The organism is Enterococcus sp. DIV0008 (assembly GCF_050542615.1).
Classification (GTDB): domain Bacteria; phylum Bacillota; class Bacilli; order Lactobacillales; family Enterococcaceae; genus Enterococcus_D; species Enterococcus_D innesii.
This window is the reverse complement of record NZ_CP172937.1, coordinates 1,120,079-1,146,820: the sequence shown is the minus strand read 5'-3', so window position 1 is coordinate 1,146,820 and position 26,742 is coordinate 1,120,079. Positions and strand designations below refer to the sequence as shown.

Below are 26,742 nucleotides of genomic sequence, written 5' to 3'. Positions count from 1 at the left end.
GTCCGGCATTTACATAAGATGACAAGATCCATTTTGAGAAAGCCCGCTGTAGCGCACACTTCCAGATATTTTATCATTGATTGTTACCATTGAAAATTTTTGGACAGGTTGTTTTTCACCAACTGTACCTGATGTTGTACCATTGTTTACTGCAGTTTGCCAACTATTTCCCACAAAACTTGTATATGAGCTATTGATTGTTCCAGATTCCATTAGGCTAGGAGTAGATAGATCATCTGGTTCTTCAAAAGTAACTTGAATTGCTTCAATCCGCAAACCCATGCCTGTGGTACCAGCAGTCTCACCATTTTTTGCCCAACCTAGCCAGCCAAGATCTCGGACATGAACTCTATAATAAATATCCTGACTTGTACTATTGATTTGAATAGACTCCATTTGTCGCGTGGAACTAATATCACCAATGACTTCTGAGGTACTACTCCAGTTCCCCCACCCTGTTGATTGAAAGTGACCTCGATAACTGATACTATCAGGATCTTTTAATCCCGTTTTTAAAATTTTGAAACCTGTGATCTTTTTTGATTGTCCTGTTGTACCACTAATTTCTCCATCAGATTTTACACTTTGCCAAGAATCATTCTCCAAATAACTTTGATAAGAAATACTAGGCGTTTCATTGTTCTCTTTGCTCCTAGTCGTCATTTGTTTGGATTCAACAGCTATTTTCAATGTGAAGTGATACGTCTGAACATCTAGGTTTGAGTTAAAATTTTTAACTGCCACTGTAAGGCTTAACGGACTTAATTCCGTAGCAACAAGTTCTTTGGTTGAACCTTCTTGCAAACGCCATTCAGTGTCATTCAACTCATACTCTGGTAGTTCATCAGAAAATATATCTTCTAAATCAACAATATACAGATCGTTTTTTTGGTCAGCACTTATTGAAGTGGTTTGCGTTCCTCCATAAAATTTTGTGAGATTGATATTTTTTGATAAATCAAATGATACAATTTTGTTGTCAGAAATATCTAATTGTTCTAGTTGAACGAATGGGCTTAGATCAATCTCCGCTATAAAATTCTTGCTAACATCAAGAGTAACTAAATTTTTGAAGGTTTCAATGCCGCTTAATGATGAAATTTCTAAATTTGATAAATTTAATTCGGTTATTTTAGATGGATCTTCATCAAAGAAACCATCATGATCACTATCAAAATTTTCTATTAAATAGTTTCGAAAATTTTCGTCAGGAAAAATTGTTTCATCCAATGAAACTTTTTTTTCATCCACTATTGATTCTTCGGTAGATTCTTCAACTATACTACTATCGACAGTTGGATTTGTTTCATTCGTCATCGAAGATGATTCTGAGCTTGTATTAGATTGACTGCCTTCATACGAAGGATTCTCAGTTGTTCTTTCAGTAGTATCTGAAGAAATTCCATTTTCAGAAGAAATACTACCGGTCGTTGCCTCATCTATATTTATGGTTTCAGCTACAGTTGTTAAAGTTGGCACAGCGACATTTAAACTTAATATAAGAACACTAAACAAATATGCTACTTTTTTTTTCAACCCCATTTTTTTCTCCTTTTCCTAAAACCTATTATAACTTTCTAAATTACCTCAGCTGTCATAGAGCCACAACAGATTAATCAGTTTTTACCAACTAGCTAATATTTTGCAACATCATTCTTAATGCCTCTTGCCATGTTGGGATTTCAAATCCCAACTCTTTTGCTTTTGAAAGATCCATTATCGAATATTGTGGGCGTTTTGCCTTTTGTAGAAATTCAGCTGAGGTCACAGGCTTGACGGACACATCTGTGTCCTTCAAGATCTCTTTGGCAAATTCGTACCATGAACAATGATTGTCATTGGATAAATGATAGATTCCTTTAGGGGCATCGTTTGTGATCACATATGTCATAAACTCCGCCAGGGTGCGGGTCCAAGTAGGACGGCCGAACTGATCATTGACCACGGTCAATGTTTCGTGTTCTTTGGCTAAACGCTGCATGGTAAAGACGAAATTATGTCCGTATTGACCAAAGACCCATGAGGTACGGATAATATAGTACTTGCTCATGATCGACTGCACGGCTTCTTCACCTAGTAATTTGGTCCGGCCATATTCATTTTGCGGATTGACTTGGTCGTCCGTCGCATATTCGCCGTCTTTTTTGGTACCATCAAAGACATAGTCGGTACTGATATAAATCAAGGTTGCCCCAACGGCTTCGGCTGCCAATGCAACGTTTTTGGTGCCGTCAACGTTGATTTTTTCGTCTAATTCCTTGCCCTCATCTTCGGCTTTATCCACCGCAGTATAGGCGGCACAATGAAAGATCACCGTTGGTTGTATTGCTTTGATTTTATTCATTGTAGCTTGTGCATCTGTGATATCCATCTCAGCGGAATCTGTCGATAGATAAGCAGCACCTTGTTCATCCAATAGATGACGTAATTCTGTGCCTAATTGGCCGTTTCCTCCTGTAATTAAATACATGTATCTCTTCCTTTCGAAAAAAGCAGGAAATCTCGCTTCCTGCTTTTTTGTTGAATTATTGACCTTGCTTGGCGTAACTTGCTTCAACGCGGGCTTTTTCTGCCTGCCACCATTCGGGGTTATTGCGGTACCATTCGATGGTATCCGCCAACCCATCTTTAAAGTTGGTGAATTGCGGGCTCCACCCCAGCTCTTCTTTTAGTTTTGTTGCATCGATCGCATAACGCAAATCATGGCCTGGTCGATCATTGACATGATCGTAAGCATCCTTGGATTGTCCCATCAATGTTAAAATCATCTCGATTACTGCTTTGTTGTCTTTCTCGCCATCGGCACCGATCAGATACGTTTCTCCGATGCGTCCTTTGGTCAAGATGGCCCAGACAGCAGAAGAATGATCATTGGTATGGATCCAGTCACGGACGTTTTTGCCTTCGCCATATAATTTAGGTCGAATGCCGCTTAATACATTCGTGATTTGACGAGGGATGAATTTCTCGATGTGTTGATACGGTCCATAATTGTTGGAACAATTAGAGAGCGTTGCTTGTAATCCAAAAGAACGTACCCAAGCTTTGACCAAGAGATCGGAGCCTGCTTTGGTGGATGAATATGGACTTGATGGATTGTATGGTGTTTGATCGGTAAACTTCTCCCCCGGCCCCTCACCATGGCCTGGCAGGTCTTCTCTCAGGGGCAGATCCCCATAGACTTCATCTGTCGATACATGATGATATCGGACTTGATGCTTTCGACAAGCTTCAATCAATGTATACGTGCCGATCAGGTTGGTTTGCACAAAAGGAAATGGATCTTTCAATGAATTATCATTATGGGATTCTGCCGCATAATGGACGACCGCATCTGTTTGTTGGACCAGTTCATCAACTAATGCTGCATCGGCGATATCCCCCACCACCAATGAAACACGGTCTTCTGGCAAGCCAGCTAAATTGGCCTTATTCCCTGCATACGTTAATTTGTCCAAAACCGTGATGTGGACATCTGGATGATGCGCCACGACGTAATGAACAAAGTTGGAGCCGATAAATCCAGCACCACCGGTTACAATGATTCGTTTCATAATTAAATACGCTCCTTATATTTCTCCGTAGACGAAGGTATTTTCTGCCTCAAAGGCTTTCAAGGTCGGATGATGCTGATCTTTTTCTGACAGGATTGCCTGTTCTTTGGCGATCGGCCAATCAATTGACAAATCTGGATCATCAAACGCAATCCCGGCATCTGCTTGTGCATTGTAATAATTGTCGCATTTGTACAAGAAATTGACATTGGGTGTCAAAGTCACAAACCCATGGGCGAAGCCTTTTGGCACCAACAATTGTCGGTGATTACTTTCAGATAAAATGTAGCCTTCCCATTGACCATAGGAAGGAGAACCTTTTCGAATGTCGACGATCACATCCAGTACTGCACCGCTTACCACCCGAATCAATTTGGTTTGGGCCGCTTCGCCTTTTTGAAAATGCAGTCCCCGCAAAACGCCAGCTTCTGCTGATAACGAATGATTGTCTTGGACAAAGTCATGGCCAATGCCCGCTTCTTTGAAATCAGCTTGCGAATAGCTTTCGGTAAAAAAACCACGATGATCACCAAAGACAGCCGGTTCAATGATCAAGACATCTGCTAATTTTGTTTTTGTTACTTTTATTTTTCCCATCGTTATGCCTCTTTTGCTAGGTTCAATAAATATTGACCATATTGATTTTTCTTCAGTGGTTGTGCCAAATCGATCAATGCTTCACGATTGATATACCCCATGCGATAAGCAATTTCTTCCAAGCAAGCCACTTTTAAATTTTGTCGTTTTTCAATTGTTTCAATAAACGTTGACGCCTCTAATAATGACTCATGGGTTCCAGTATCTAACCAAGCATACCCGCGTCCCATGACTTCAACGGATAGTTGCCCTAATTCTAGATATTTTTGATTGATATCCGTGATCTCAAGCTCTCCGCGTTCTGAGGGTTTGATTTCTTTCGCGATTTCTACGACTTGTTTATCGTAAAAATACAGCCCAGTAACAGCATAATTTGATTTTGGAGTATCGGGTTTTTCTTCGATCGATACAGCTTGCATCTCATCGTCAAATTCCACGACCCCAAAACGTTCAGGATCAGTGACATGGTAGCCGAACACTGTAGCACCTTGTTCTTTTTGCGCTGCTCGCTGCAACATATTTGACAAACCGCCACCATAATAAATATTGTCACCAAGAATCAAACAAACACTATCATCACCAATGAATTCTTCGCCGATGATGAAGGCTTGCGCTAACCCGTCTGGACTTGGTTGAACGGCATACTCGATGTGGATGCCTAATTCATGACCATCGCCAAATAATTCTTCAAAACGCGGGGTGTCTTGCGGTGTCGAAATAATTAAAATCTCCGTAATTCCCGCCAACATCAACGTCGACATAGGATAATAGATCATCGGTTTGTCATAGATCGGCATTAATTGTTTGGATGTTGCTTTGGTTAAGGGATACAGGCGTGTCCCTGATCCACCTGCTAGAATGATACCTTTCATATTAATTTACCTTTTCTTTCTTAATGGATAAATTGTCAAAGTCTTTCGTTGTATAGGCAGTGAACTGATATTTATTCGTGTCAATACGCATATTGATTTTTTTTAAATTTCGATCTTTACCAAGTCTTCTGCGATGATGTATAGGCTTATGAGATTCAATAAAAAGATCCCATATTAACCCATTTTCCAATTTTTTGATAGGCAAAATAAATACGGCTTCTCCGACTGCATTGATTTCAGCTGCCTTGATTGTAATTTCTTGACCGTCAGTTCTTTCTTTACAAATTAGATACTGATCATTTGCAATGAGGGTGTGGTGTAAACTTGCTCCAATATAGAGTTTCTTTTTAAATGCCGTTACACTGTTTAAATAGATTGACGTTTTGTTTAAGAAGCTGACATTCAATCGCTCTTTGTAGCCATTTGCATACTGCATTTGATAGTATATCTGTCCGTTGTCGATTTCATAATCGGAAGATTGGTTGAGCTTTTTGCTTACTTTTTCGAACTCAATGAGTTCATCCATTTTGTCTTCGCATATTTTTTGAACAAAGATGGCATGTTCTTTTTTTAGCTTAGATATGACAGATTCACCGACATAATGAAGAAAGAAATCTCTTGCTGCCGAAAAGTATTTTTTTCTCAATTGGTACTCATATTTTTCATTTAGAATGGACGCTCTTAGAATACTAAAACTAATCAAGCGGTTGACATAAGCAACCTTAAGATCTAGTTGCTTGGCTTGATCAAACCTGCTCTTTTCGATATAATGCAATACTTTTTTTTGTGCAATAAAATGTAATTCTGGATTCTGAGGTATAGATGCTACACTCAGGTTCTCTCCAGGTCTTCTGACTACATAATAATAATCATAGTCACTAAGAATAGAAATAACTTTAGCATCAAGATAGGCACGCATAACGAATAGTTTATCTTCATCTCCGGGCCTGATTTCCGTTTCAAAACGTATGTCTTGATCAATCAGCATTTTTCTTCTGAACATCTTATGCGGAGCAATCGTATAGATCAGGTTATCTTTAATAATATCTGCATGTGTAATATTTCCTTTTAAAAATTGGCTTTTCGGTACTCCTCTACCATTGATTCCTTTATATTTACCGAAAATTACATCCGAATTATTTTCGGTAGCAAAAGCATACAGCCTTTTTAAAGCATCCTCACCTAAATAATCATCATTATCTAAAAATTGTACGTATTCCCCTTTAGCCATTTCAATTGCATCATTTCGTGGAACCATCGGTCCACCTGAATTTGTTTCTCTTTTTATAATACGCAGGTTGGGTAAATCGGTGCGATATGACTCAAGAATCTCCAAACTGTTGTCTGTTGATAAATCATCAACTGCTAAAATTTCGAAATCAGATTTATCCATTGTCTGATTTTTTAAAGAGTCTAAAGTTGGTTTAATAAAGTTTCCTGCATTATAAACAGGAATAATGACACTAATTTTCATATTACCCCTCTACTTCCTTGGTAAGAAAGTCAAACAATCGTTGAGAATTTTGACCATCATAATAATCAAATATTTTATTTTTCATTTTTAAGATATAATCTGTTGTATTTTTATAATCTCCACTTTTCATATAAAGCATCAAGCTGTCAAGAGAGTCAAAAATTGGTGCTTCAATGTAAGATTTAAAATCAACATAAAACCCAAAATCATCTTTATACGCATTAAAATCAGGTGCGTAAATCAATACCGGCCTCTCAAAATAAAAGAATTCAAGCATAACTGACGAGTAGTCGGTTATTAAAATATCTACTTGCGATAAAATATCATCGATTCTATTGCTATCTTGAAAAATATGGACATTCTCCGATATAGGCCATTCTGGGACTCTCATATATGGATGTAAGGAAACATATAAAATATCATCTTTGAAATCTCGTACAAATTCCTTTATGAACATTTGGACTAACGCAATATTTTCCTCATCCGTACGACGAAAAGTGGGTGCATATAAAACTGTCCTAACGTCTACCTTATCATTATTGATTTTATGATTGATTAGCCGATCAATTTTGGGACTTCCAATTGCTAATATATCTTCAGGTCTCATATCAAAAGCTTCTGCATAAAATGGAATGTCTAACTGACTATTCACAACCGCATAATCATAATTGGTATGAGGTTTTATGATCTGTTTTTTGTTGCTTTCAATAGATAGTCCAAACCTTTTCAAATGACCAATTGCATGCCAAATTTGTACAACGATATTCTTTTTATTCTTCTTTATACAATATATCGGAAAATAATAATCATCTACAATGAAAAATCTAGAAGTTGCCAGTGCATGCATACTGACTATTGAATAATAAAAATAATTGAGCCGGCCGCGCAAACTTCTTTCAAATTTAAAGGCAATCACCTTTATTTGATAATTAGATTGTTCTTCAAATATAGTCTGTAAATTTTTCAATCCGGAAAACAAATCTTGGTTGCGATTTGTAGCTAAAGTAACTTTTTGGGGATTGAATTTACAAAAAATGAGACAATATTGATAAATGATTTGAAAAAAAGATTTTATTACCAGCAATTTTATTTTTTTCACATCAGATATCCCATTTCATCACGGATTTTCCCCAACTGCTGATTAAATCATCTTCAAAGAATTCAACAACATCTGATAAATGGCGAATCGTTTTGCGAATGCCAATTAAATTAACCAAACGTTGTCTTGTCTCTTCGTGTGCGCTTAAAAAGTCAACCGTCTTTTGAAATGCTTCTCTACCGCTACGAGAACTGCCAATCATAGTTAACCCTTTTTCAAGGATCATCCGTGTATTTACTTCGACATAATGTTCAGAAACTCCCATTAAAGCAATCACTCCTTGTGGCTTGATCAAATCAATAATTTGGTTGATTGCATCTTGACTACCCATTCCACCAGTACACTCAATGGCATTTGAAATTTCTAAATTTGCAGGAATATCATCCACTTGATATGTTTCATCCGCAAATGAAAAATAATCCAGCTTTTCTTTATGTTTTCCAAAAACGATCAATTTAGCATCTGGATACATATTTTTCAAAAGAACTGAGGAAATATAGCCAAGATTGCCATCCCCCCAAACGCCAAAAACTTGTTGATTGTCATTCATTTTTTGATCCAAGCGGCTGATTGCGTGCATCGCTACTGAAATCAACTCAATAAAGGCTGCTAATTCAGATTCAATATTATCTGGAAGAGCCACTGCTCGATCACGGCGCAAGTATACATATTCTTGCATATAACCATCATAGCCGCTAGAGCGAAATTTAGTACTTCGCAAATAATTTTCCTCAATGACGGGATCCTCTTCAAATGGTGTGTTAGGTATCATCACAACCCGTTGTTTTTTTTCGAACTCGCCCTTCGGATCAAAAATAACTTCGCCGATTCCTTCATGGATCAATGCCATTGGCAATTTTTGACTCATGACTTTCTTATCTCTACTACCGGTAAAATAGCGTTGATCTGCATGACAGATCGATAGATAGGTTGGGCGGACGACGATACAATCTGATTGCTCGATTTTCTCATCAACGATAACCGTTTCAAATTGACGTGGTGAAACCAATCGATATACTTGGTTTAACATTACTCTCTCTCCTCAATGATTGCTTTAGCAATTTTCAAATCAAATGGTGTAGTCACTTTAATATTGGCAGTTGACCCTTCTACGAGTCCTACTTTTTCTCCTGAGAGCAAGCAAATTTTACATGAATCACTTAAAGTTTTGATATCTTCTTCAGAAAGTTTATTTAGACAATCCAAAAACACATTGATATTGAACGTTTGTGGTGTTTGACCTTGATACATTTCGTCTCGGATTGGTATTTCTGTTACTTCAGAGCCATTGCCCCGGACGATCGTATCGGTAGCAGGGATCACTGTATCAATGGCATTGTACGTTTTAGACAAGCGGATATTGTCCTCAATGATACGGCGAGAAATGAATGGTCGTACAGCATCATGCACAACGATCACATCATCGTCATGTTGTCCAAAAGATTCATGGATAAACGCGATCCCACTTTTCAATGTGTCATTTCTTTCTTTACCGCCAGCAATGATTTTGACCCGGTCATCATGAATATATTTGGCGATGATATCTTTGGCGTGCTGAATCCAGTTTTCTGGACAAGAAACAATAATCGCATCAAAGGCATCATTTAAGACAAATTTCTCTAATGTATGAATAATAATTGGTCGATTGCCTAATTGTAAAAATTGTTTTGGCATACCTACATTACCCATTCGTGTTCCTTTACCGCCCGCTAAAATTTGTGCATATAACATAGTTTGTTCTCCTCACCTTAGTCGATTTCTTCTGTTTTTATTTCTTGTTTCTTTTTGTTTGTGGATTCTCCCCAATTAGGAATAAATTTCCCATCTGCTGTATATCTTGAATCAACTGCTTCTTCTGTCTTATTTTCTTCATAGAAATCATTGATTAGATAATCAACAAAGCGTTCACTTGCTTTGCCATCAAGATCGTCAAAGAAATAATGAACAAAATCATCAATTTTTTTATAATCGATTTTTTCTTCTCTAATTTGCGTGATCAATTCATTGGTATTGGTTGCAAAAGATCCCGGTATAAAGTCCAAGTAGTCATAATAAAAGTTTCTTGAACTCATATAATCCGCTAGGTCGGGACTAAAGAAAATCATTTGCTTATTTAGTAATGCATATTCAAAACATACCGATGAATAGTCGGTGATCAAGATATCTGTCACCAATAACAAATCATTAATTTCACGATACGTTGACACATCATAAAAGAAATCGGTATATTTATAGGGAATATTGGGATCATTTTGAACAAAAGGATGTATTTTCAATAAGAAAACATAATCCTTACCCGAAAATTCTCGATAAATCTTTTTGAAATCAATCATTTCATAGGGATAATAAGCTGATTGCTGTCCATTTCCTCTGAATGTTGGTGCAAATAGAATCACTTTTTTACCTTTTAAAAAAGGTAATTCATTATAAACTTTCTCTACAACGACCGCTTTTTCAACCTCATCAAAGAATAGATCTGTTCTTGGTATACCGATCGGTAAAATATTATCGATAGAGATACCAAATCCCTCAGCATACTTATCCGAGATATTATGAGAACTAACTAATGCCCGGGTATAGTTTTTATGGTTGACACTATCCGGTTTAGGTCCCCCGGGCATCCCAACACGGCTATAGCCGAAAGTTTTAAATGCGCCAACTGCATGCCATACTTGAATCAATTCAGATTTTTCTCTAATCTTCAAAGGATAGATCAGTGGATAAAAGTCATCAACGATGATGTATTTACTTGTTGCAATTGCTTTTGCCAAAAGTCTGATTTCTGAGAAAGACTTCTTTTCTTTAATACTTGATTTTAAGTAAAATCTTATATCCACATCCAAATTTTTTTCCAAAAGTTTGCGATAGATATACTCAAAATTTCCAGAAATATCGATCCTACTATCAGACAAAAAAGAAATCTTCTTCTTGTTTACAGGTTTCAAATGATAATATTTATAGAAAAAGGAGAATAAATACCGTTTGAACACGCGAGATAGCGGGCCGTCTACGATTATTTCTTCTGTAGAATATTCTAACGGGTCAATATCTGAGAGTTTCTTGGACAAGATCGTGATAAAGCTCCCAGCAAAATGATGAACGATCGTCAGACTGAACTTTTTGTTACTGCGGGCTGAAAAGCTGTACATTTTTGTGGAAACTATTATGTCGTTTGTTGCATGTTTAACTTTTCCGACAGTGTCTCTTTTGGTTATCCAGCCACCAGCATCCCGCAGAAATTGTGTAACTTCTATCAACATTTCGTAATTACCGACTTCGATTGGTTTGCCATCACTAAATGTAGAAAAATTGATCGTGCCTCTGTATTTTACCCAACTTTCTCCCTCTTTGGCTTTTTTATTGATCAAGGGTACCGTAAATTCCTGATTGGTCTCTTTGTTGATAATAATCAAATTTTTACGTATCAAATCATCTGAAATAGTCTCATCTGTTTCGAAATAGGCATAGCCATCGATTTTAAAAAATGAATTATTGAATTCGATCTGATCAACGCCTCGTTTAAGAACATACTGATTATTGACACTTTTGCCAGCTGCACTTCCTTTGCTGCTTGCTTTATTGATTACATAGTCGCTTAGAATTTGATCCATTACAATACTACGCAATTCTTTGCTATCAATTTTGGTTTCTTCCGTGTTATTCTTAACAACTACTGTCGAATTTCCTGTAATTTTTCGCTTAACACGCCCTAAAAATGATCTAATCCCCATTTGTCCACCTCATAGTCTTATTTCGATAGTTCCAGTATAAACTTTTCCCCAAAAAAACAGGTAATTGCAACATTCTTCCAATCCTTGCAGGGTTACTCACCGAGCGGTATAACCACTCCAAGTGCCACTTGATAAAAAGGTCAGGCGCGCGCTTCACATGACCACTCAATACATCAAAGCTTCCACCTACATCTTGAAAGATGTGTACGTTGAGATCTTGAAAATGTTTTGCTAAAAATTGCTCTTGTCGTGGAAATCCTAACGCAACAAAAAGAAAATCAGGCGATACTGCATTGATTTGCTTGACGATTTCTTCATCTGTTGATGTTACATACCCGTCAATCATACCAACAATCCGAAGATTAGGATACATTTCTCTCACATGCTTATCTGTATCTTTTAAAACATTCGGCTTGGCGCCGTACAAGAATATCGATTTTTGATGTCTATCAGCATATGCGAGCATTTCCAGCATTAAATCATATCCAGCAACGCGTTCTTTGATCGGACCGCCTGTCAACTTTGAAACCAGCACAATACCAATACCATCCGGAATCCGATGGGTACTTTGTTTAATAAAGGCTACGATTTCAGGATAACCTGCTGCTTCAGTAACAATTTGGGGATTGACACTGATCAGCAACATCTTTTTGTCTTCAGACAAATAATTTGGTACATCCTTTACAATATCTTCCATCGTCAATGCATCTACAGGTATTCCCATCACTATATCAGTTTTCATATTGTTTATCGATCCAATCTATTAATTGTTTGGCAGCATTACCTTGTGGGAATGCATTCCATTTCTTATTAAATTCTGTGCTATCATCATGACTTGTTGTCAATATTTCCCTAGCTAATGCTTCATTTGAGTCAACACTTATTTTGGATGTTTCTTCAACAAAAGATTCTTGCACACCTACTGTTTCAATATACTCATTCAAGTCATAGCAAAAATATATAGTTTTTCCTGCTGAATTCGCTAATGAATATTCAAAGGGTACTGAAGAATAGTCTGTGATCAAACAATCCGCTACAAAGAGCAAGTCGCTTAACGGCCAATGATCTAATTTTGATGCTTGGTTGCCGTTATCGGCAATTTTTTTCTTCAAAAAATGATCATGAGGATGAGGATGTATCATAAAATGCCACCCTTCACCCAGTGCTTGTTGCATGTAATCAATCTCAATTGGATTTTCTTGGTAATGTTCTCGATAAGTAGGTACATACAGAGCGAGTTTCTTTTGCTCTGGATTATCTTCATGATATTTTTTTACTACTTGCTCTTTGATTTTTTGATCAAAGTAACGATCAGTCAATGGATAGCCGAAAGGCAGAACCTCGATCGATGTATGATAACTTTTGGCAAAGATATCTGCCATGTGTTGTGAACTGACAACGTAATGTGTATACCGCGCATAGACTTCTTGATATCTTTTTTTATCGATTTGTGTAGCATGTTTCGCATAGTTCGCTTCTAAACCAAATTTTTTGATAGCCCCATTTGCATGCCAAATCTGAATGATTTTGGTGGATTCTAAAAAATCAATCCCACCTAGAACAGCAAAATAATTATCACAGACAATCACTTTGCTATTTTTCAAAATTGGCACAATTTTTCTTAGTAACACATCAAAGGTATCGAGATGATAGGCTTGGCACCCTTTTTTTTTGTACTCTATTGCCATCCCTTGAGCATTTTTTGTATAGCAAATAACCAATCTTCCTTGGTATCTTTCATAAAGTTTTTCCAGTATATACTCGCTTGTACTAGGAAAACTCAACATAAAAATGACTTGGTCATGTTGATGACGTGCAAATTTGCTGGCCTGTCTGACGCAAAGCAGATAAAATGATTTTGATAATGACTTCACTGAACGAATTTGCATAATTCCCCTCTTTTTCACACTAACGTTTATTTTAACCGATATTCGCACAAAAGAAAATATTTGTAATAAAACCGTCATATTTTCTCTCTGATTCTATAGTTTAGACACAGCATGATATTAGCTATTTTTCATTGTTCCCTTTATAATGATGTGATAATATATTATTTCAACGAAATTTTATAAGCACCAGAAAGGAATTAATTATGAATACTCATAAAAAAACAGGTTTTAGCTTATTAGCTATTGCCATTCTTGCTCTATTTTTTATTTCACCCCAACTTTTCCAACGATCCTTGATTGTTGCCAATGACTGGATTTTTCATATGAATCGCTATTATGATACATCTATGCAAATCCAGACTGGTCATTTCAACTACTTCCAATCCTTATTTGGATTTAATCAATCCGGTCGAGTAATCAACGCGATGTACGGAGCTGATTTTGCTTACTTTGCCGGCTTTGTTTTGGCGGTTGTCAAAAATTGGTATCATTTCGAATTAATTCTTAATTTTTTGTGTTTTTTCATCGCAGGCTCTTCGATGTATATACTTACGCGATCTGCTAAACTGAACAATAAAATTGCTATTTTATGTGCTGTTTTATATATGGGTTCTCCTTTGATTGTCTGGTGGACTACGACCCAAGGGTTTTCTGGAATGGGAGCTGCTTTCTTACCTCTAGCTTTTGTTCCAGCTCTTCGCATGATACAAAATCGTGAATATCCAATTCAGCCTATTGTTTTTGGGAGTATTTTTGCCCTACTTTTGTCTATTCATATGTTTACCACATTGCTAGCATGTATAGCCATTTTACCTTTTTATATTATTGGTCTAATCCGCTCAGATCAAAAAATTCAAATGTTTAAACAGACAATCCTTGCTGTGTTCATTGCTGTTTGTTTGTCTTTGAATACATTTGCTGCCATACTTGATCTGCATTCTGATACTTTAATCATGCCTTTAAATGCCGCTGGACTATATAACGGTGGAACATTTCTCTCCTTAGGTGCGATGGACTATAATAATTTTGGCTTGATATTCTCGCTTATATTTATCTTTCAACTGGTCATAACAGTTGCCTATTGGAAAAATATGTCAACACTGATCAAAATAACCAATGTCACTGGACTCATATTTTTTGTTATTTCTTCAAAATACTTCCCTTGGAATCATCTCACAGAACAGTTACCTGCTCTGCTGAGTATTCAGTTTTTGAGACGCTTTTCAGGTATTACCTGTGTATTGCTGATTCTCGGATTCGGTTATTCAATGAACCACTTGCGTCATTATCTCAACAAAGATGAAACCAAGAAAGCCTTAATGATTGGTTTAGCCGTTTTAGGATTGATCAGTACGACAAGCGGTTGGCAACTAATAGATAAACAAGCCCAAAGATGGAATTCTGATTCTCCTCTTTCCGGTGATACGAATGCAGCACAACCTATTGAGTCTGATCCTAATAAAATAAGAACAGGATTGACCAGTTCCGACTTATCTCAGGCATTCACAATTACACAGAAACCTACACCTGATTATTTGCCTACAAAGACCAATTTAATCAATGGCTATTCAACTTATTCAAATGAAGTATTGCATAACAAGCTTGCGATTACTAAGACCGTCACGAATGATGCAAAACTTAAAATCACTTGGGATAGCAATCAAACTGAGGACAAAAACATCTTGCTGCCAGTAATTGTTTATAACAATAGTACATTAAATTTAAATGGAAAAGAGTTAACTGCTGATGATTACCAACTATCTGATATTGGTGCCTTAAAACTGAGGAACAATCATGACAAAAATACCTTAGTGATTGGATATCAGCCATCAATCTTCTTTACTATTTCACTTTATATCAAAGGATTAGCCTTCATTGTTCTTGTTTTATATAGCATCTGGAAACTCACTCAAAGCAGAATACTGCACAAAACGAAAGATAAAGAGTGATCGAGAGGTTTCTATTCAGACGATTTTTCTCAAAAAAGAGCTTGTGATATAAGTAAAAAGACGACATTAATTTCCAAACATTTGGAATTTGATGTCGTCTTTTGAATTTAAAAAAACTACTATTTCTAAATTAATGATGGATTACAAGCAAAATTTAACGAACAATTAATATTGATTTTGATGCTTTGTTCAACTATTAAACTGCTTAAACATTTTATGTTATACTCGTCGTTTTTTTCTTTTTTACGGATAAATCCGATTCAACAACCGTGGAAACGGAATGGATTCTCTTACGTGCTCGATTCCTGATAACCAGGTAACGGTCCGTTCTAATCCAAGACCAAAGCCGGTGTGAGGGACTGAACCGTACTTGCGTAGGTCTAAATACCATGAGTACTCGTTTTCGTCCAAGCCGTGGGCGCGGATTTGTTCTAGCAGGTATTCATGATCGATGGCACGTTCAGAACCGCCTATGATCTCGCCATAGCCTTCTGGTGCAATCATATCGGCACAGATCACGACATCTTCTCTCGTTGGATGTGGCTTCATATAGAAAGGTTTGATGGCTTTTGGATAGTTTAAGATAAAGACGGGCTGATCGAATGAATTGGCAATAAAGGTCTCATGTGGTGAGCCAAAGTCATCGCCCCATTGAATATCATCAAAGCCGTTCTTTTGTAATAATTCCACTGCATCATCGTAAGAGATTCGTGGGAATGGTAATTTGGTGTATTTTTTCAAGACTTCACGGTCACGGCCTAAGACGTCAAGTGCATAGTCACAGTTATCAAGCACATTTTGCACTAAGAATGCCACGTACTGCTCTTGGACTTCCAAACTTTCTTCTTGATGCATAAAGGCCATTTCTGGTTCAATCATCCAAAATTCAATCAAGTGACGACGTGTCTTTGATTTTTCAGCACGGAAGGTTGGTCCAAAAGAAAAGACTTTGCCAAACGCCATAGCAGCAGCCTCCATGTACAATTGACCGGACTGAGATAGATATGCTTTTTGATCGAAATAGTTGGTTTCAAATAAATCGGTCGTTCCTTCTGGTGCTGATCCGGTTAGGATCGGTGGATCGATTTTGATAAAGCCATTCTTGTTGAAGAATTCATATGTTGCCCGAATGATTTCGTTTCGGATTTGCATGATGGCATGTTGTTTTGACGAACGCAACCATAAGTGACGATGGTCCATCAAGAAATCTGTTCCGTGTTCTTTTGGTGTAATTGGGTAATCGTGGCTTTCCCCGACAACTTCTAAACCAGAAATACCAATTTCATAGCCAAATTTTGAGCGGCTGTCTTCTCTGATTTCCCCAGTGACCAGTACGGCAGTTTCCTGATTTAGATTTTTCGCTAATTGGAAAACTTCTTCCCCTACTTCACTTTTTACAACGATTCCTTGGAAATACGCTGTTCCGTCGCGAAGTTGTAAGAAGGCGATCTTGCCACTAGAGCGTTTGTTAGCAACCCATGCTCCGATTTGAACGGTTTCGCCAACGTGTTTTTTTGCATCTAAAATTTGAATAGATTCCACTTGATTCTCTCCTATCTAATTAATAAAGGCACCATAGAGCATTTTAAGCTTTTTGGCGTTTCTTTTCAACAAAATCATGGATTCGTTTGGTAGCTTCCGCTAACGTGTCCCAATCAGTTGCATAGCTGATCCGTAAATAATCCGGTGTGCCAAAACCAGCACCAGTCACTACTGCCACGTGGGCTTCCATTAGTAAAGCTTCTACGAAGGCATCAATGCTTTGATAGCCGCACATTGTCATGGCTTCTTTGACATTTGGGAACAAGTAAAACGCGCCTTGGGGTTTCGTCACTTTAAAACCAGGAATAGCGGCAATTAACGGATATAGTTTATTCAAGCGTTCTTCAAAGGCCTGACGCATCACTTCGATCGATTCTTGATTACCAGTCAGTGCCTCAACTGCTGCGTATTGGCTAGCAGCCGGCGGGTTGCTGGTAGCTTGGGAAGCGATATCGACCATCGCTTTGATGATTTTTGCATCGCCGACAGCAAATCCGATCCGCCACCCAGTCATAGAATAGGTTTTAGAAACGCCGTTGATCACGATGGTTTGTTTGCGGATCTCTTCTGATAAGCTAGCGATTGATGTAAAGGTATTGCCGTTATAAACCAAACGACCATAGATATCATCGGCAATGATCCAAATATTGTTTTCCACTGCCCAGTTGCCGATTGCTGTTAATTCTTCTTTTGAGTATATCGCCCCTGTTGGGTTGGCAGGCGAGTTTAAAATGATGGCTTTCGTTTGTACTGTACGAGCGGCTTCTAATTGAGCAACAGAAACTTTAAAATCTGCTGCTTGCTTAGCTTCAACAAATACAGGTGTACCTTCTGCTAAACGGACTTGTTCCGCATAACTGACCCAGTAAGGCACTGGAATGAGTACTTCATCCTCTTCATCAAGAAGCGCTTGAAACAGTGTATAAAGGGCAAATTTCGCGCCATCTGTCACGATCACTTGGTTTGAATCATAGTCAGCACCATAAAACTCTTTCATATAAGCAAGAATCGCCTGTTTTAGCTCTGGAATCCCAGCAGTTGCTGTGTAAAAACTAGCTTTGCCGCTCTCAATCGCTGCAATCGCTGCTTGGCGAATGTTCTTCGGGGTAATAAAGTCGGGCTCACCGACGGTTAGACTTAATACGTCTACACCTTGGTCTACTAATGCTTTTGCCTTAGCAGATGCCGCTAACGTAGCGGAGGGTTCTAATTTTTCTGCTCTTTTTGAAAGTACCATGTTTATCATCCTTCCTACAATCCAAATTTCTGTCTATCATAAGCGGCTTTCTATAGTTCGGTGACCGCTTTGATTTCTTCTCCATCTTTGAAACCAATCAAATAATAGTTCAAGCGGCCTTGGTCGTCTTTAGTCATGACTTCCCAAGCGGGCTCGCCTTTAAAAATACCCAATGCTGCTTTTTGGATTTGCTGCCCTTGATGGTTGTCGCGAACGAAGGCCTTGGCCTGTGCTTCCGTCAATCCATCCCCTTGATTATAAACGGAAACCTTTTCGCCGCTTTTAGGAATGATCACGACGATCTCATTGTTATTGGTATCTTTTCCAACAATGCTAAAAGATGTCTCCTCACGGGTGAACCAATAAAATTGTTCGACCTCTGCTAAATCAGTGTATCTTTCTGCTATTTCGATCGCTTCGTTTCTTGCTTGTCGCATTGGACGAGAAGAACGGAGATAGAAAATAGAAGCGAAGAGAATAACGACCAGTAAAACCGTGATCGCACTCAGCAAAATAATTACTCGCCGATGTTCTTTGTCTTTTGTTTTCACACTTCGTACTCCAATCTTAAATAAAACTCATTATATCAGATGTTTGACTCATTTTTCAAAATCAACCGCCGCTTTTTCCTCTTGCGCAAAAAAATGTTGAATATCTTCGGCAATTTCGGTTGGGCTGGCTTCAATCAGAGGCAAGTTTTTGGGTAGACCTTTGACCATCCGTTTGCCATACTTTGTTGATAACAAGCGTCGATCAAGGACGACCATCACGCCTGTATCCTCTTCAGAACGGATCAAGCGCCCCAACGCTTGGCGTAGCCGTAGAATCGCTTTAGGTAAGGCATCTTCTTTGAAAGAATCGATGCCTTCTGCTTCCAAGAAGGCATGCCGTGCTTGGACCATTGGTTGCTTAGGATTCTCAAAAGGCAAGCGAGTCACCACAGCGATCTTCAAGGCCTGACCTGGTAGGTCGACCCCTTCCCAAAAACTGCTAGTCCCTAATAAGATGCCATTTTCCGCTAATAAAAATTTCTTTAAGATTTTCTCACGGGTTCCGCCAGTTCCTTGAGCAACGATTTCTCTGCCATAATGCAGGGCTTTTTTATTCAATCGATCATAGACATTTTTCAAAGTTTCATGCGCCGTAAACAACACAAGCGCTGGTTGCGGATTGTCAAACAAAATTGGGACTAACGCTTCGACTAAATAATCCGCGTATTCAGCAGCTGATGCTTGTTGGATCGAGAGACCTTTTTTAACTACATAGAGTCGAGTTTGTTTGCTGTAGTCATAAAAAGCGGGAATCGTTTTGACTGGCACATCGGTCAAGCCGATCTGATGGGCAAAATATTCTTTGTTGCCTGGGATCTTCAATGTTCCCCCAAGATAAATGATGTGCTGATAGCGGTGATACCATGTGCTCTCCACGATCGAATGCCCTTCTAGATCAGCTAATTCAATCACAGCATTTCCTGACTGGGAATGCTTTTTCAACCAATGAACGTAACGAGGATGCCACCAAGTCAACCATGCGGTCACCGTTTGTTCCTGGGTTTCCATTTGACTAAAGAAATCAAACAAACGGGCAATCACGATTCGTTGTCTTGCATACCACCGATCATTGGTCAACTCGAATCGCTGACGCAACTGTTGTTGGATCTCATCGATTTCTTGATAGTAAAGGCTCAATTTCTGATGCAGCTTGTCTTGTGCTAACGTGCCATCGTAGAGGTCGTCATGGTGCACGACTTGTAGCTCTGGCGCATCGATCGATAAGGTGCGAAAATACTGCTCTTGTGTCTCGACCAAGATCGACAACGCGTTTCGGTACAACGAGAACATCCGTTGTAAAAAATCATCCTCGGTAATGATTTGGGCAATTTCTTCAAATAGTCCTTCTTCATTTAGCTGTAAAAACTGCCGCTTGAAGTGAGCAGAGTCAAAGACATGTTGACTAAAGCCTTCTGCTTGCTGCGGCAACTGTTGGGCTTCATCGATCAATAAGTAATCACTCGCTGGCAAAAGCGGCTGCACTCGCCGGTTTTCCTGCATCAAAAAGGCATGGTTGACGATCAAAACATTGCTTTGCGCCATCCGCTGATATAAATGTCGGACAAAATCTTGTTCATAGAAGGGTTGATCTTTGGCTAAAAAGGCAACGCCGCGATGGCGGATGTCGGTAAATAAGGGATGATCAAGTCGAACCAAGTTCAATTCATCGAAATCTCCCGTCTCTGTTTTAGTTAGCCAAACTAAGATCCCCATTTGGTATTGCGCATATTGCTTTTGCTCTACCGGTTGATCAAGGGTCGCTTTAAAACGCTGCAAATCAATGTAATGACGATGGCTTTTGACCAAGACCGCTTGCATAGGTTGCTGCAGTACTTGGTTTACCAAAGGAATGTCTTTGTTGATGATTTGATTTTGCAATAGAATTGAAGAGGTACTAACGATCAATGGATTTTCTGGTGTCACTAAGTAAGCAGCTGGAAACAAGTAACCGATGGTTTTCCCCATGCCTGTTTCTGCTTCAATGATCAGATTTTTCTCTGGCTGGGTGTAATGCGTATACACTGCATTCATCAAGCGTGCTTGTTGTTTCCGATAGACTAAGTGCTGCCCAAAGCGCTGTTCTTTTTCCACTTTAACTTTCGGATACGTTTCTTGAAAATGCGTAGCTTCAAAAAGCGGAACGGTCTTTTTCCGCAAGACGATACCGTCGATCACTTCGAAATCTTCTGCCAACTCTGGGCCTTTTTCTTTTAAGATCCCATGGATATAGTCACTCGTTTGCATACCCATTTGACCGCTTAAAAGCGCAATTTGTTTAAGGGTCGTCCGTGGCAGTTCTCGCATGATCGCTTCGATATACAAAAATAAAGCTGCGGTCACTTCTGCATCACTATCTGCTTGATGCGGGTTATCATGACGAAAGCCAATGCTGTCTGCTAGGTCACCTAAACGAAAGCTGCTTTCTGTTGGTAAAAACACTTGTGCCAATTCCACCGTATCGATTCCGGGAAGTGATAAAGGTGGCAGCCCGCAACGCACAAATTCATTGCTTAAAAAATGATAATCAAAATAAATATTATGCGCCACAAAAATCGTGTTGCTGAGTAAGTTATAGATCGTATCAGCTATGTCTTCGAAATATGGCGCTTTGCTTACTTGTTGGTTTGTGATGTGTGTCAATCGTTGAATTTGCTTAGAAATTCTGCGGTCAGGGTTGATATCTGCGGCAAAACGATTGATGATCTTGCCATCTTGGACTAGGACACAGCCAAATTGAATAATTCGATCAACCGTCGAATCGGTTCCTGTTGTTTCAAGATCCACCACAGCGTATATGGGTTTCATTGTATTCCTCCTTGCACACTGTCTGCATTATACTACAAAATCAATGGCGATTACATCTGTTTTCCCACTAGATACAAGGGTTCTCAGGAGGTAAAACTAGAAAGCTAACCGTTCGCGTGTCCCATCTGAAAGAGTTTGTTGCTGGTCGCTGATCGCTTTTTTCGACAAAAAAAGGGATCTTTTTTATAATTTACTATAAGGAGGCGAAAAAAATGAATGATTTCAAAAACAAACGAGTGATTGTAACGGGGGCTGCTTCAGGAATTGGAAAAGCAGTGGCAGAACAATTTCTAGCCCATGGTGCTCTTGTTGGGTTGATTGATCGCAACGAAGAGGAGCTGCAGGAGTTTCTTGCTGACTATGACGCACAAGCCCATTATCGAGCGGTTGACGTCACCGAAGCGGATAAGCTGCAAGAAGCAATGAGTGGTCTTGTGGAAGAACTAGGTGGACTTGATGTACTCCATGTCAATGCCGGCATCAACGGTACATGGACACCGATCGAAGAGCTGACGGTGACAGAATGGGATCAGACGATCAACACAAATTTACGCAGTACCTTTATTACCGTCAAAGCGGCCATTCCCTTTATGAAAACAAACGGTGGCAGCATTGTCATTACGAGTTCAGTCAATGGAAACCGCATCTTCAGCAATTTTGGTGCGACAGCTTATAGTACATCTAAGGCAGGACAAGTTGCCTTTACAAAAATGGCTGCGCTGGAACTTTCCGGTTATAATATTCGGGTCAATGCTATCTGTCCTGGGGCGATCGCAACGAATATCGATGCCAACACAGAAATTGAAGAAGAAGTTGCTCGCGTTGAGATCCCCGTCAAATATCCAGAACGTTCTCGACCATTAAAGCAAGAAACAGGCGTGCCAGAACAAGTCGCCAACCTTGTGCTTTTTCTTTCTTCAGAGGCTGCGGGCAATATTTCTGGAACGGAAGTCTATATTGATGGAGCGGAATCTTTACTTTAATCCAACAAAAAAACGAAAAATCAAACCTGATACCCTCACTTGTTTCATTGAAGCCCTTGAGATGGATCATTTCTTGATTTTTCGTTTTTTCGTTTTGGTTATTTTTCCACCAAAGCCGCGATTTCTTCTAGAAAGGCAGTCTTGCCATAAAAATCTGCATTTAGTAACTCTGGAAAAATGGCTTCAAAGAAATAAGTGACACACGGACGATGCTGAAACTCTTTGACGGTTAAAACGGCCTCTCGAAACATTTCTTTGTATACTTTATCTGGGTTGCTCTTTGAGATCTCTTCAAAAGATTCATACAAAAGATCGATCTTATCCGCAATTGCTAATAGCTGCCCTTCAAGGCTGTTGTCTTTGCCATCCGCTAGGCGTCTGCGATACGTTGCTTGAAAGCTTCCTGGAATTTCTTCTTCGATGAAGGCATCGGTCATTTTTTCTTCAACGGTTGATAACATTGCCCGCAATTCTTTGTTCGCATATTTGACCGGCGTTTTGATATCACCGATGAAACGTTCCGTGTAATCATGGTTCAAGGCTTTTTCATAAAGAATTTGCCAGTTGACTTGATTTCCCGCTTGTTCTTCGATATCAGCTAAGGTCTGGGCAATCATCGTTACTCGAAATGAATGAGCAGCTACACTGTGCTCAGTAAACTTAAAAAAACCCGGCGCTCGTTGGATCTTTTCTAAATTAGCCAATCCGAGAATAAATTCATTCAATCCCATAAATGTGCCTCCTTTTTTTAAGAGTATAACAACTCCTTTGTCTGCAAGCAACTATCTCGCGCACAAAAAAAGAGCAGCTAAGCTGCTCTTAAAAGGCATTCACTAATTATGCTTTGTTAACGTTAGTCGCTTGAGGGCCACGTTGTCCGTCTTCGATATCGAAAGTCACTGCTTGACCTTCTTCTAAAGTTTTGAAGCCTTCGCCTTGGATAGCTGAGAAATGAACGAATACATCGTTACCGTTTTCTGCAGTGATGAATCCAAAACCTTTGTCTGAGTTAAACCATTTAACTGTACCTGTTTCCATAATAAAAATCCTCCTTGTGTTTATACACATATTTTGCAATTACTTGTATAAGGTGAAAATGTGGAAGATGTTTAAGATGAAACAAGCTACCATAATTTACCGTAACAAAAACTACACTTTGTATTATAGCACATTATCTTCATTATGACTAATAGAAAATCAAAAAAAATGAAAACGCCTTTATTTTTTTATAATTCACAAAAAGACTGCTGCATTAAAGATCTGCAACAGCCTTCTCTTTTATGGAAACGATTTATTTATGAACGACGCAACTGTGTTTAGTAACGCAAAATCGCCGTCAAACTTTTTTCTCCAGGGGCATCTTTTTGTTCCAAGATAGATACCTCACCGCCGTTTTCTAAAACATCGATTGCCAGCGTATTTAACACTTGGCGACGATCATACTCTGTATCAGGATCTTCTCCAAACCCATCGGCGAGATTTGAGGTAGCCACAAACAAATTGGCGATCCGGCCTTCTTTGGCTGCAGGCACGATATCAACCAATTGGTCAATAAATTTTCGATCCAACAGCTTGCCGTATTCCCCAACTTCTTTTTGTGTCAACTCCGCAATCAGCTTTTGCGTACACGTTTGGATCTCTTTCAAAGATAACGACGCTGGTGAAGAAGAAATACTTGGATCTGCTTTGAAAAAGTTGGTTTTTGCCACTTTTTTAAACAGCGTTTGATTTTCTGGCAACGCAAAAAGATACATTGGTAAATGCTCTTCGTTTGAAAAATCATTCTTGAAAAATGCATCAACTGCTTGGTAGTAGTTGACGTGATCGATCTCGACCTCTTCGTCTTTGGCACTAAAGCCATGATAAGCGACGCCTTCTCCTCCTGAGTTAGGGCCACCTTGGGCACTGTAATTAAAGTTGCCGCCGCCAGTGATTTCTTCCCCCAGCGCTTTTTCGATCGTTGTCGGTGCCTCTTCTGGCAACTCGACTTCACGCACTTGATTGTTTTCAACTTGATAGACTTGCATTGAATCGCGATTCAACGCTAAGAGATAAAATGGGTAATTAAATTGTGCGTTTTTGATGACAGCTAATACATAAGGAGTTTCCCCTACGTAATATTGATCATCCACACGAATACTTAACCGATGGACCAGTACCTCTTCTGGGGTAATAATCACCGCCACACTTGTTGTACTGTTGCGCCAAAATGATTGATCTGCAAGCAGTTCATCAATTTTCGTTTGAAAAAGATCCCAAGAATGTTCTGGGTATTTTTTTTCAAAGCGGCGCTTCGCATCTTTGGCAAAGTTCTTAAATTTGATTTGATCCTTTTCGACATTCTGGTGGCCGACATGCGTATTGAGCATGATCGTGACAAATGGTCCTTTGATTCCGTCAGATATTACCTGCGATAAAAAACTTTTTCCAAATTTTCCCATTCCACATTACCTCCTGCTTAATCAAATACAAATAAAGTGTACCATGCTTATTTTCTTCCATAAAGTAAAACGATTGCACGCGTTTATTTCCTCATTCGTTTTTCTGATTACTCACTATACTGGCTATTTTTCAGTGGATCAGCCAATGTATTTCTGGTGGCCCATAGAAAGCCTCGTTTGGTCCAAGTCTGAATGGTCGGCTCTTTCAGCTCTTTTAGACTGTGTCCAACGGATTGGAAAAAGACTCTGCCCTTGCCCCATTTTTTGATCCACATCATTGGCAGTATGACTTCTTGGTTAGCTGCATTCGGATGATCGTTGGCTACAAATGTTGAGGTAGCTAACACAGTGACAGCTGGATCAACCAGGCAATAGTATTGCTCCGTCGTCAACTGAGGGATCGATTGCGTATTTGCCGTAATATAGTGATCTGTCGTAAGATCGATGCTATAGGTCGTTTCCAAGCCGCCAGGATGTGCCAAAAAACAGCCGCCAGTCAGAAACAACCAGCCTTTACTGGCTTGAAAAGCCGAGGCAAAACCGCCATGAACCCCTGCTAATCCCAATCCTTCTGCTACAGCCTGAGTGACATTTTGCAGCGGCTCATCAGGCAATTCTCCTCGCGTCCAATTCATGATCAACAGATCCAGCCTTTTTAATTCTTCTTTATGATAGAGAGGTTCAAAATCTGAGGCGAGTGTCACTTGATATCCTTCTGACTCCAGCAACGTTTGATAAAACTGACTGGTCTCTTTTGGGGCGTGTCCTTCCCAACCTCCGTAAATGATCAATGCTTGTTTCATTTTATGTTCCCTCCTTTCTTTCTAACTTAGCGAAAAAAATGCAAAAAGCGAAGCAGAACGATTCTTCGTTTTCCTTCGCTAGTAGTTTTTTCTGATTTAACGGTTGATTGAACGCCCGACACGATTGATCGTATGGCGCATGCCTCTAATCGCAACCGATGTTTCGAAAATATTTTCAGTCGGTGCCATGCCGCCATAACCGGCATCACCGATATGCTGCAGATCGACCCCACAAGTTTTGTTGATAATGGCTAATTGTCGCAACGTTTCCGGACGCGCACTCTCTTGACTCGTTCCTATCGCTGACATCGTCAATAAGTCATATTGTTTGGCAATTTGAACAGCTTCAATCAGATCCTTTTCTAGAAAGCCTTGAATCGAGCCAACGGAAGGCAGTAACAAAATATCTGCCCCAGCTTCAGCGTAAGAAATGATGGCTTCTCGATCAACCACAGGTTCATCTGAGCCGGCACTGTGCATTTTTCCAGCGATGATCAACCCAGAGAAATGTTCTTTTGCCAATTTTACTGCTTTAGCGATTTCTCGGTTGGTCACACCTGTTCCAGGATTGCCTGTAAAGCAGAGAAAGTCCACCCCGAGTTCTTGGGCTTTTTTGATGGTGTCAACCGAACTTGTTCGGCCTTGACTGATGCTGATCTTTTCACTCATCATCTCCGTCGTAGCTGGGATCGGCTCAAGATTGATGCCGACAGGTCGTCCAATCAGTTGTTTTAGTTGAGGAATCGGGTTTTCAATCGTTTGTGTAGGATCAAGCAGCTGCTCCAATGTGATACCAGGCATCCCAAAAATAGCTGGACGATAACAATCAAAGCCATTCAACAAAATCAAGTCAGCCCCAAAAGCTGCCGCGACTTCTGCGTTGGTGATATCGCCAGCTTGCGGCATGGTTTGAACCACCGTTTCACAGACGATCACTCGTCCTTCGCTCGCTTTAATGGATTGCTTTAATTCTTGCGCCGACATTTCTTTGATTTCACTATAGTTTGCACTTATCAATCGTTTGACCATGTTTTTCTTCCTTTCTTTTCCTTCTCATCTTGCGAGAAACACGAATAACAGGTAAAATATAGCTATTGTGTTCCCTTAGTTAAATGGATATAACAAGTCCCTCCTAAGGATTAGTTGCTGGTTCGATTCCGGCAGGGAACGTTTTTTGAAGAAAAAGATTCCTTATTTTTAAGGAATCTTTTTTTG

Annotated in this window: 23 protein-coding genes and 1 tRNA gene; 3 read left to right on the top strand and 21 right to left on the bottom strand. The window is 39.3% G+C overall.

The window, feature by feature from the left end:
- Positions 1-9 precede the first annotated feature (9 nt).
- The 12 genes from IGI84_RS05450 to IGI84_RS05395 form a co-directional block, all read right to left on the bottom strand.
- On the bottom strand, positions 10-1,542 hold the full coding sequence (locus IGI84_RS05450) for a hypothetical protein (protein WP_430600875.1): 1,533 nt from the start codon (positions 1,540-1,542) through the stop codon (positions 10-12).
- An 88-nt stretch (positions 1,543-1,630) separates the two neighbouring features.
- Complete coding sequence (gene rfbD / locus IGI84_RS05445; RefSeq protein ID WP_200125221.1) at positions 1,631-2,470, bottom strand: dTDP-4-dehydrorhamnose reductase; 840 nt, start codon at positions 2,468-2,470, stop codon at positions 1,631-1,633.
- A gap of 55 nt (positions 2,471-2,525) precedes the next feature.
- Positions 2,526-3,554: a dTDP-glucose 4,6-dehydratase gene (gene rfbB, locus IGI84_RS05440; protein ID WP_200125223.1), complete on the bottom strand. Its 1,029-nt coding sequence runs from the start codon at positions 3,552-3,554 to the stop codon at positions 2,526-2,528.
- A 15-nt stretch (positions 3,555-3,569) separates the two neighbouring features.
- A complete protein-coding gene (gene rfbC, locus IGI84_RS05435) occupies positions 3,570-4,151 on the bottom strand; it encodes a dTDP-4-dehydrorhamnose 3,5-epimerase (RefSeq protein ID WP_200125225.1) in 582 nt (193 codons plus the stop codon).
- 2 nt (positions 4,152-4,153) lie between these two features.
- Positions 4,154-5,023 carry a glucose-1-phosphate thymidylyltransferase RfbA gene (gene rfbA / locus IGI84_RS05430; protein ID WP_194195325.1) on the bottom strand — a complete coding sequence of 290 codons (870 nt, stop codon included), beginning with the start codon at positions 5,021-5,023 and terminating at the stop codon, positions 4,154-4,156.
- Position 5,024: 1 nt separating this feature from the next.
- Positions 5,025-6,497 (bottom strand): glycosyltransferase, encoded by a 1,473-nt coding sequence (locus IGI84_RS05425; protein WP_200125227.1) that lies wholly within the window; start codon positions 6,495-6,497, stop codon positions 5,025-5,027.
- A gap of 1 nt (position 6,498) precedes the next feature.
- Positions 6,499-7,596: a CDP-glycerol glycerophosphotransferase family protein gene (locus tag IGI84_RS05420; RefSeq protein ID WP_194195323.1), complete on the bottom strand. Its 1,098-nt coding sequence runs from the start codon at positions 7,594-7,596 to the stop codon at positions 6,499-6,501.
- A gap of 1 nt (position 7,597) precedes the next feature.
- Entirely contained in the window at positions 7,598-8,626 is a 1,029-nt protein-coding gene (locus IGI84_RS05415; RefSeq protein WP_087627731.1) for a ribitol-5-phosphate dehydrogenase, read from the bottom strand.
- The gene (locus tag IGI84_RS05410) at positions 8,626-9,327 is read right to left on the bottom strand and encodes an IspD/TarI family cytidylyltransferase (RefSeq protein ID WP_194195322.1); all 702 of its coding nucleotides are present in this window, start codon (positions 9,325-9,327) and stop codon (positions 8,626-8,628) included. The genes IGI84_RS05415 and IGI84_RS05410 overlap by 1 nt, the downstream gene beginning before the upstream one ends.
- Before the next feature lie 17 nt (positions 9,328-9,344).
- On the bottom strand, positions 9,345-11,327 hold the full coding sequence (locus IGI84_RS05405; protein WP_200125229.1) for a CDP-glycerol glycerophosphotransferase family protein: 1,983 nt from the start codon (positions 11,325-11,327) through the stop codon (positions 9,345-9,347).
- A complete protein-coding gene (locus IGI84_RS05400; RefSeq protein ID WP_200125231.1) occupies positions 11,317-12,069 on the bottom strand; it encodes a WecB/TagA/CpsF family glycosyltransferase in 753 nt (250 codons plus the stop codon). The genes IGI84_RS05405 and IGI84_RS05400 overlap by 11 nt, the downstream gene beginning before the upstream one ends.
- Positions 12,059-13,216, bottom strand: a complete 1,158-nt coding sequence (locus tag IGI84_RS05395) for a CDP-glycerol glycerophosphotransferase family protein (protein WP_200125306.1) — start codon at positions 13,214-13,216, stop codon at positions 12,059-12,061. The genes IGI84_RS05400 and IGI84_RS05395 overlap by 11 nt, the downstream gene beginning before the upstream one ends.
- Positions 13,217-13,419: 203 nt before the next feature.
- Here IGI84_RS05395 and IGI84_RS05390 point away from each other — a divergent pair, with 203 nt between their 5' ends.
- Positions 13,420-15,165 carry a hypothetical protein gene (locus tag IGI84_RS05390; protein WP_200125233.1) on the top strand — a complete coding sequence of 582 codons (1,746 nt, stop codon included), beginning with the start codon at positions 13,420-13,422 and terminating at the stop codon, positions 15,163-15,165.
- A gap of 243 nt (positions 15,166-15,408) precedes the next feature.
- On the opposite strand, the gene asnS is transcribed toward IGI84_RS05390, so the two are convergent.
- The 4 genes from asnS to IGI84_RS05370 are packed head-to-tail and all read right to left on the bottom strand — an operon-like array spanning position 15,409 to position 21,300.
- Positions 15,409-16,707: an asparagine--tRNA ligase gene (gene asnS, locus IGI84_RS05385; protein ID WP_005236932.1), complete on the bottom strand. Its 1,299-nt coding sequence runs from the start codon at positions 16,705-16,707 to the stop codon at positions 15,409-15,411.
- Positions 16,708-16,750: 43 nt separating this feature from the next.
- Complete coding sequence (locus IGI84_RS05380) at positions 16,751-17,944, bottom strand: pyridoxal phosphate-dependent aminotransferase (protein ID WP_200125235.1); 1,194 nt, start codon at positions 17,942-17,944, stop codon at positions 16,751-16,753.
- Positions 17,945-17,994: 50 nt separating this feature from the next.
- Complete coding sequence (locus IGI84_RS05375) at positions 17,995-18,495, bottom strand: DUF5590 domain-containing protein (RefSeq protein WP_081118745.1); 501 nt, start codon at positions 18,493-18,495, stop codon at positions 17,995-17,997.
- A gap of 48 nt (positions 18,496-18,543) precedes the next feature.
- Positions 18,544-21,300, bottom strand: a complete 2,757-nt coding sequence (locus IGI84_RS05370) for a helicase C-terminal domain-containing protein (RefSeq protein ID WP_200125237.1) — start codon at positions 21,298-21,300, stop codon at positions 18,544-18,546.
- A 212-nt stretch (positions 21,301-21,512) separates the two neighbouring features.
- Between IGI84_RS05370 and IGI84_RS05365 the strand changes: the two genes are divergently transcribed.
- On the top strand, positions 21,513-22,283 hold the full coding sequence (locus IGI84_RS05365) for an SDR family oxidoreductase (protein ID WP_200125239.1): 771 nt from the start codon (positions 21,513-21,515) through the stop codon (positions 22,281-22,283).
- Between the two features lie 98 nt (positions 22,284-22,381).
- On the opposite strand, the gene IGI84_RS05360 is transcribed toward IGI84_RS05365, so the two are convergent.
- The 5 genes from IGI84_RS05360 to IGI84_RS05340 all read right to left on the bottom strand — a co-directional run bounded on the left by IGI84_RS05360 (position 22,382) and on the right by IGI84_RS05340 (position 26,556).
- On the bottom strand, positions 22,382-23,014 hold the full coding sequence (locus IGI84_RS05360) for a YfbR-like 5'-deoxynucleotidase (RefSeq protein ID WP_086292805.1): 633 nt from the start codon (positions 23,012-23,014) through the stop codon (positions 22,382-22,384).
- A gap of 106 nt (positions 23,015-23,120) precedes the next feature.
- Positions 23,121-23,321: a cold-shock protein gene (locus IGI84_RS05355; protein ID WP_003126918.1), complete on the bottom strand. Its 201-nt coding sequence runs from the start codon at positions 23,319-23,321 to the stop codon at positions 23,121-23,123.
- Between the two features lie 278 nt (positions 23,322-23,599).
- Positions 23,600-24,724: a hypothetical protein gene (locus IGI84_RS05350; RefSeq protein ID WP_081118748.1), complete on the bottom strand. Its 1,125-nt coding sequence runs from the start codon at positions 24,722-24,724 to the stop codon at positions 23,600-23,602.
- A gap of 107 nt (positions 24,725-24,831) precedes the next feature.
- A complete protein-coding gene (locus IGI84_RS05345; protein ID WP_200125241.1) occupies positions 24,832-25,527 on the bottom strand; it encodes a ThuA domain-containing protein in 696 nt (231 codons plus the stop codon).
- A gap of 96 nt (positions 25,528-25,623) precedes the next feature.
- Positions 25,624-26,556 carry a haloacid dehalogenase-like hydrolase gene (locus tag IGI84_RS05340; RefSeq protein ID WP_200125243.1) on the bottom strand — a complete coding sequence of 311 codons (933 nt, stop codon included), beginning with the start codon at positions 26,554-26,556 and terminating at the stop codon, positions 25,624-25,626.
- Between the two features lie 69 nt (positions 26,557-26,625).
- On the opposite strand from IGI84_RS05340, the gene IGI84_RS05335 reads away from it, so the two are divergent.
- Positions 26,626-26,697: transfer RNA gene (locus tag IGI84_RS05335), tRNA-Arg, on the top strand.
- The last annotated feature ends 45 nt before the right edge of the window (positions 26,698-26,742 follow it).